This is a genomic window from Streptomyces sp. NPDC057638 (genome assembly GCF_042800315.1).
Lineage (GTDB): Bacteria > Actinomycetota > Actinomycetes > Streptomycetales > Streptomycetaceae > Streptomyces.
In genome coordinates this window covers 1-6,660 of record NZ_JBHVHF010000368.1, presented here as the reverse complement: position 1 = coordinate 6,660, position 6,660 = coordinate 1, and the positions used below count along the sequence as shown (strand labels likewise).

The following is a 6,660-nucleotide window of genomic DNA, read 5'->3' as shown; positions in this document are numbered from 1 at the left end:
CCCCCACCGGGAGCGGGCCCGCCGCCGTCCCCGGCGGCCCGCCGCCCGCTGGCTGCCCTGGCTGTCCTGGCTGTCCTGGCTGGCTGTCATGGCTGGCTGTCATGTTCTGAGTCACTCATCGGGAAACATGCCTTCCGCCCCCCAGGAGTGAATGGCCCGCTGGCCTCGCCCCCCGCGCTCCCGGTCCGGGGTCAGACTTCAGCGACCCGACCGGTGACCGGCGAGCGAAGAGGGTGGCATGGGCTGGATCTGTCCCCGCTGTAAGCGGCCCGAGGCCGTCTCCCATGTCGAGAACGGCGATGGGCTGCACACCTTTCCCTGTCTGTACTGCGACTTCTCGACGCTGACCGGACCGCCGCTGTCCGCGATGTACGGGAGTGCCGCGTGCGCCGTGCCGCGGTGCCAGGGCCAGGTGACGGACGCGTTCCAGTACGACGGCGGGATGCGGCTGGTGGAGGTGCGGCGGCAGCTCTGCCCGGCGTGCGGGACGCGTGAGGCGGCGGAGGTCAGCAACGCGCCCCACCGCTCCGCGCACCACTAGAGGCACACGCGAGGCCGCGAGGGGCCACGCGAGGCCGAGCGGAGTCGACCCCGGGGCCCGGACCCACCGCCACCCGCTGACGACCGCCGCCCAGCGCACCCACTGACGACCGCCGCCCAGCGCACCCGTGACGCCTCCGCCGTCCGTGCGTGACCCACCCGGAGAACCGGCCCGCGGGAAGCCCCGGAAAAGATCGATGTGACCGTTCCGGTCATCGCGTGTCACCCACGATCCCTGAATACCGGCACCCGTGGAATCCCGCGTGCGCGACCCGGAGCGGCACCGCGCGGCCGATAATGTCGGTTCCTTTCCGCGCTCGACGGATAACGGGGAGTCAGGGTCATGGGGGTTGTCTTCGCGCACACCGATCTGCTTTTCGATCTTCTGGGGAGATGCGTACGCCGCCCCCGGCGGGGCGAGTTACCCAGCGAAGTGGAGAAACGGGACGGGATTCCCGTGCTCGACCTGATCGGCGCTGACCAGGACGCTGTGGTCGAGCAGCTGGTGCGGGCGCTGAACACCGCCGAACCACGGCGCGTCCCGCACGAGTGCATCGCCCTGGACGAGATGGCGGGCCTCGTCCGCACCGAGCGCCAGGACCTGGACGCGGACTGGCAGCGGGCCGAGCTGTGCCGACGTGTGCTCGTGGCCCTGGCGAAGGAGTTCTCCTCCGCCAGTTACGGGCGCGACCAGCGGGTGCGCTTCCGGCGCTTCGGGCTGGTCAACTGGCTGCTGGAGATGCGGGACACCGCCGACGAGCCGGACTCCCAGCACGCCCGGCGGATGCTGCGGCGGCTGCGGGAGCGCGAGTTCCAGCGCAGACCGCTGCTGGAGTTCCTGCGCGGCCCGGGCACCGAGGTCACCCTCCAGGGCGGCACGGTGCCCTGGTGGGCCGTGCTGTCCGCGTTCTATGTGATGCCGCTGATGTGGTTCCGCGCCTGGCGGGTCCTCGGCAGCGAGTACCGGTGGCTGCTGCGCCAGCCGTATATGGCGCCCGCCGACCCGGGCACCTTCGACGGCTTCGCCCTCCGGCTCACCCAGTCGCGCTGGGGGCGCGAGGACCCGTCGCAGGTGAGCAAGCTGATGGTCAACGCCTTCCTCGAAGACCTGCGGGTGGCCTATCGCCGCCGTCCCTGGCGGCGCCGCGCCCACCGGCGCACGGCCTACTGCGTGGCGTTCCTGAAGGGGGTGAGCGCGGCGAACGACGGGCGCGCGCTCGTGCGCCTCTTCGCCGATGTGCGCGACGAGACCGGGGCCTTCGATCCGCTGGCGCTGGTGACGACGGGCCAGGGGCTGTACCGGTACGACCGCGTACGGCTGCTGACCGAGCGGCTGGGGCCGTACGAGGCGTGGTGTGAGCGGTTGCGCAGGACGGGACGCGACCGCAAACCCGACTTCTGGTACCTGCCGGTGCGGATGCCCGCACCGATGCGGACCACGGACCCGGAACGCGAAGCGCAGGAGGAACGCAGTGCGGCGGCGGCCCGTCTCACCGTGGACCGCCCGCCCGCCTGGGCGGGCCGCCGCGCCACCACGGGCGCCCTCGCCCTGGTGCTCGTCCTGGGCCTGTCCGGCGCGGGCTCCCTGTACACGAACGCCCAGGACTCCGCGCGGGCCTGGAAGGCGCGGCACTGCGGACTCGACCGGTCCCATCCCGACGCCCCGACGCTCCAGCGGCAGCCGACCGGGGAGTGCGTCGGCGTCGCCCCGCACGGGTACGCCTTCGGCTCCAAGGACCAGCGGGTCCGGCGGACCCTTGAGGTCATCGCCCGCCAGAACGCCGAGGCCGAACGGATCCACCGGTCCGCGCCGGGACGGCGCGTGGTCACCCTCGTCCATCTGTCGGCGCTGCTCAGCGTGCCGTCGGGGGCCGCGTCCAGCACGCTGGCGTACGCGCGGGAGCAGCTCCAGGGCGCGGCCAGCGCCCAGCGGCGGCAGCTCGACCGGCGCGGGGAGAAGGACCCGGTGCTGCGGATCTTCCCGGCCAGCGCCGGTTCCGGGATGCGGTTCGGGCACAAGACCGCCCGGGTGATCGAGGACATGAGACGCACCGACCCGACGATCGTCGGCGTCACCAGCCTCGACCAGAGCCGCAAGGCCACCATCACCACGATCAACGAGCTGACCCGGGTCGGGCTGCCGATGGTGGCCACGAGCCTGTCCGCCGACACACTGGACGACCACTCGCCGCTGTACTACCAGGTCTCCCCGCAGAACCGGCGCGAAGCCGCGGTCGCCGCCGCCTACGCCACCAGCCTCGCCGACCGGGGTGTGCTGCGGCAGCGGCACGCCCGGATCGTGTACTCCGCCGATCCCACGGACGAGTACAGCATGAACCTCCGGGACGACGCCTTCCGGTCCTTTGTGGCGGCGGGCTTCACGGTGGACCGGCAGGGGTACAAGCCGTCCCCCGCACCGCCCGGGATATCGGGGCACCCCGGCGCGCGGACGATCGGGGAACGCGGCTGCGGCTACCAGGGGCTGATCTTCTTCGCCGGCCGCCCCGAGGACTTCGAGGCGGTCCTGAGCGGCACCAACGACGCCTGTGGGTCCCGTCCGCCCGCCTTCCTCGGCGGCGATGACATAGCCCGCCTCGGCGCCGACGCGGCCCGGCGGGGTGCCTATCCCCGGATTCCGTACGAGTTTCTCGACTTCACCCTCGGATCGGCCTCCTGTGACGGCCCCAGCGATCTCTACAGCACCATGAAGAAAATATTCCCCGAGGAATGCGACCAGGTCGAGAACACCTCACTCGACGGGCACGCGGCCCTCGCCTTCGACGCGGTGAATCTGTATCTCAAGGCGGTGGGCGGGCTCCAGGACAGCGCACCGCAATTGCCGCTCACGGCGACCGCCGTATGGCAGGCGCTCAGCCGCATTCACGGCCCGGCGGCACTCGACGGGGAGAGTGGGCGGATCGATTTCGGCGGGCTCGTGGACCAGCAGATCCCCCTGGACAAACTGATCTCCATCCAGCGTGTCCACGGGCCCGGCCAGCCCCGGCAGGTCGGATTCTGCGGCCGTCACGGCAGTCTCACCCAGAGCTCCTGGTGCCCGCCGCCGGAGACCCGTCAGCCCGCGGCGGGCTCCTGACCCCGGGGGCACCGGGGGGCGGTCGGCCCTGGCCCCGGAGCACCGCCACGGCCACCCGCGCGGTCACCGGCCGGGGCGGACGGGTGAACAGGGCGGGCCCACGGGAAGCCGGGGTGGCCACGGCGGCCGGGGTGGCCGGGGCCGTGGAGCCGAGAGGAGCACAGAAGCGGCACAGAAGCGGCAGGGAACGGCACACGAGGGGCACCGGAGGGGCACCGGAGGGGCACCGGAGGGGCACCGGAGGGGCACCGGACCACGAGGGACAGAGGGGCGGCTCATCTCCTCCCCCTCCCGCCCCACCGATACCCCGACGCACCGGCGTCACCCCCGTGGAAAGATGACGCCCAACGGAACAGCAAACGTCACATAACAGGAGATGAACGCGTGCCTGGCACCAATCTGACCCGCGAAGAGGCGCAGCAGCGGGCGCGCCTGCTCACCATCCACTCCTACGAGATCGAGCTGGACCTCCGTGGCGCCCAGGAGGGAGGCACCTACCGGTCGGTCACGACCGTGCGCTTCGACGCGGCCGAGGCGAACGTGCCGACCTTCATCGACCTGGTCGCCCCCGCCGTCCACGAGATCGACATCAACGGCAGGTCGCTGGATCCCGCCGCCGTCTTCCGTGACTCCCGGATCGCGCTGAACCACCTCCACCAGGGGCCGAACGAGCTGCGTGTGGTCGCGGACTGCTCGTACACCAACACCGGCGAGGGGCTGCACCGCTTCGTCGACCCGGTCGACGAGCAGGCGTACCTCTATACCCAGTTCGAGGTGCCGGACGCCCGCCGGGTCTTCGCCAACTTCGAGCAGCCCGATCTGAAGGCGACGTTCCAGTTCACCGTGACGGCCCCGGAGGGCTGGAAGGTGATCTCCAACTCCCCGACGCCCGAGCCCGCGGGTCCGGAGAAGAACGTCTGGCGGTTCGAGCCGACGCCGAGGATCTCGACGTACATCACCGCGCTGATCGTCGGCCCGTACCACGCGGTCCACAGCTCCTACGAGCGTGACGGCCAGTCCGTGCCGCTGGGCGTCTACTGCCGCCCCTCGCTCGCCGAGTACCTGGACGCCGAGGCGATCTTCGAGGTCACCCGGCAGGGCTTCGACTGGTTCCAGGAGAAGTTCGACTACGACTACCCGTTCGCCAAGTACGACCAGCTCTTCGTGCCGGAGTTCAACGCGGGCGCGATGGAGAACGCGGGCGCGGTCACCTTCCGGGACCAGTACGTCTTCCGCTCGAAGGTGACGGACGCGGCGTACGAGGCACGTGCCGAGACGATCCTGCACGAGCTGGCCCACATGTGGTTCGGCGACCTGGTCACCATGGAGTGGTGGAACGACCTGTGGCTGAACGAGTCGTTCGCCACCTACACCTCCATCGCCTGCCAGGCGTCGGCACCCGGTACGCGCTGGCCGCACGCCTGGACCACCTTCGCCAACTCGATGAAGACCTGGGCCTACCGCCAGGACCAGCTGCCGTCGACGCACCCGATCATGGCCGAGATCCGGGACATCGAGGACGTCCTGGTGAACTTCGACGGCATCACCTACGCCAAGGGCGCCTCCGTGCTCAAGCAGCTGGTGGCCTATGTCGGTGAGGACGAGTTCTTCCGGGGCGTCCAGGCGTACTTCAAGGCGCACGCCTTCGGCAACACCCGGCTGACCGATCTGCTCTCCGCGCTGGAGGAGACCTCCGGGCGCGATCTGTCCGCCTGGTCCAGCGCCTGGCTGCAGACGGCGGGCATCAACGTGCTGCGGCCGGAGGTGGAGGTGGACGAGCGCGGCTTCGTCACCTCGCTGGCCGTCCGCCAGGAGGCGCCCGCGCTGCCCGAGGGCGCCACGGGCGAGCCGACGCTGCGCCCGCACCGGATCGCGATCGGCTGCTACGACCTGGACGAGAGCGGCAAGCTGGTGCGCACCCAGCGGATCGAGCTGGACGTGGACGGCGAGCTCACCCCCGTACCGTTCCCGGCGGACACCCGGCGTCCGGCCGTGATCCTCCTCAACGACGACGACCTGTCGTACGCGAAGGTCCGGCTGGACGAGGTCTCGCTGAAGACCGTCACCGAGCACCTCGGCGACTTCGCCGAGTCCCTGCCGCGCGCCCTGTGCTGGGCGTCGGCGTGGGACATGACCCGCGACGGCGAGCTGGCCGCCCGCGACTACCTGGCGCTGGTGCTCTCCGGCATCGGCAAGGAGTCCGACATCGGTGTGGTGCAGTCGCTGCACCGCCAGGTGAAGGCCGCGATCGACCTGTACGCGACGCCGGAGTGGCGCGAGGCCGGGCTCGCCCGGTGGACCGAGGCCACCCTCGCCCATCTGCGGAGCGCCGAGCCGGGCGGCGACCACCAGCTCGCCTGGGCGCGCGCCTTCGCCGCCACCGCCCGCACCCCGCAGCAGCTCGATCTGCTCCAGGCGCTGCTCGACGGCGCCGAGACCATCGAGGGCCTCGCCGTCGACACCGAGCTGCGGTGGGCGTTCGTGGAGCGGCTCGCCGCGACCGGCGTCCTGGACGAGGACGGCATCGCGGCCGAGTACGCGCGGGACCGTACGGCGGCGGGCGAGCGGCACGCCGACACCGCGCGGGCGGCCCGGCCGACCGAGGCCGCCAAGGCGGAGGCGTGGGCCGCCGTCGTGGAGAACGACGCGCTGCCCAACGCCCGGATGGAGGCCGTGATCGGCGGCTTCGTCCAGACCGACCAGCGGGAGCTGCTGGCGCCCTACACGGAGGCGTACTTCGCCGCCGTGAAGAAGGCGTGGGAGACCCGGAGCCCGGAGATCGCCCAGCAGATCGCGGTGGGCCTCTACCCGACGCTCCAGGTCTCGCGGGAGACGCTGGAGCGGACGGACGCCTGGCTGGCCTCGGCGGAGCCGGTGCCCGCGCTGCGGCGGCTGGTCCTCGAATCGCGTTCGGGTGTCTCCCGGGCGCTGCGGGCCCAGTCCGCAGACGCGGCGGCCGCGACGGCCTGACCGCCGTCCGCCTCACGCCCACACACGCCGGGGCGCGTACGGGATCTCCCGTACGC

At 71.7% G+C, this 6,660-nt stretch carries 3 protein-coding genes; all 3 read left to right on the top strand.

Going from position 1 to position 6,660, the window contains the following annotated elements; translation table 11 throughout:
* Window positions 1–238 precede the first annotated feature (238 nt).
* The 3 genes from ACFVIM_RS31020 to pepN all read left to right on the top strand — a co-directional run bounded on the left by ACFVIM_RS31020 (window position 239) and on the right by pepN (window position 6,604).
* Window positions 239–541 carry a hypothetical protein gene (locus ACFVIM_RS31020; RefSeq protein ID WP_384308416.1) on the top strand — a complete coding sequence of 101 codons (303 nt, stop codon included), beginning with the start codon at window positions 239–241 and terminating at the stop codon, window positions 539–541.
* A gap of 342 nt (window positions 542–883) precedes the next feature.
* Window positions 884–3,634, top strand: a complete 2,751-nt coding sequence (locus ACFVIM_RS31015; protein WP_384308413.1) for a hypothetical protein — start codon at window positions 884–886, stop codon at window positions 3,632–3,634.
* A 384-nt stretch (window positions 3,635–4,018) separates the two neighbouring features.
* Window positions 4,019–6,604 (top strand): aminopeptidase N, encoded by a 2,586-nt coding sequence (gene pepN, locus ACFVIM_RS31010; protein ID WP_384308410.1) that lies wholly within the window; start codon window positions 4,019–4,021, stop codon window positions 6,602–6,604.
* Window positions 6,605–6,660: the final 56 nt, after the last annotated feature.

What these genes read in the sequence shown, in the direction of transcription:
- ACFVIM_RS31020 (WP_384308416.1), top strand. Translation starts at nt 239, where the DNA reads ATGGGCTGGATCTGTCCCCGCTGTAAGCGGCCCGAGGCCGTCTCCCAT.
- ACFVIM_RS31015 (WP_384308413.1), top strand. Translation starts at nt 884, where the DNA reads ATGGGGGTTGTCTTCGCGCACACCGATCTGCTTTTCGATCTTCTGGGG.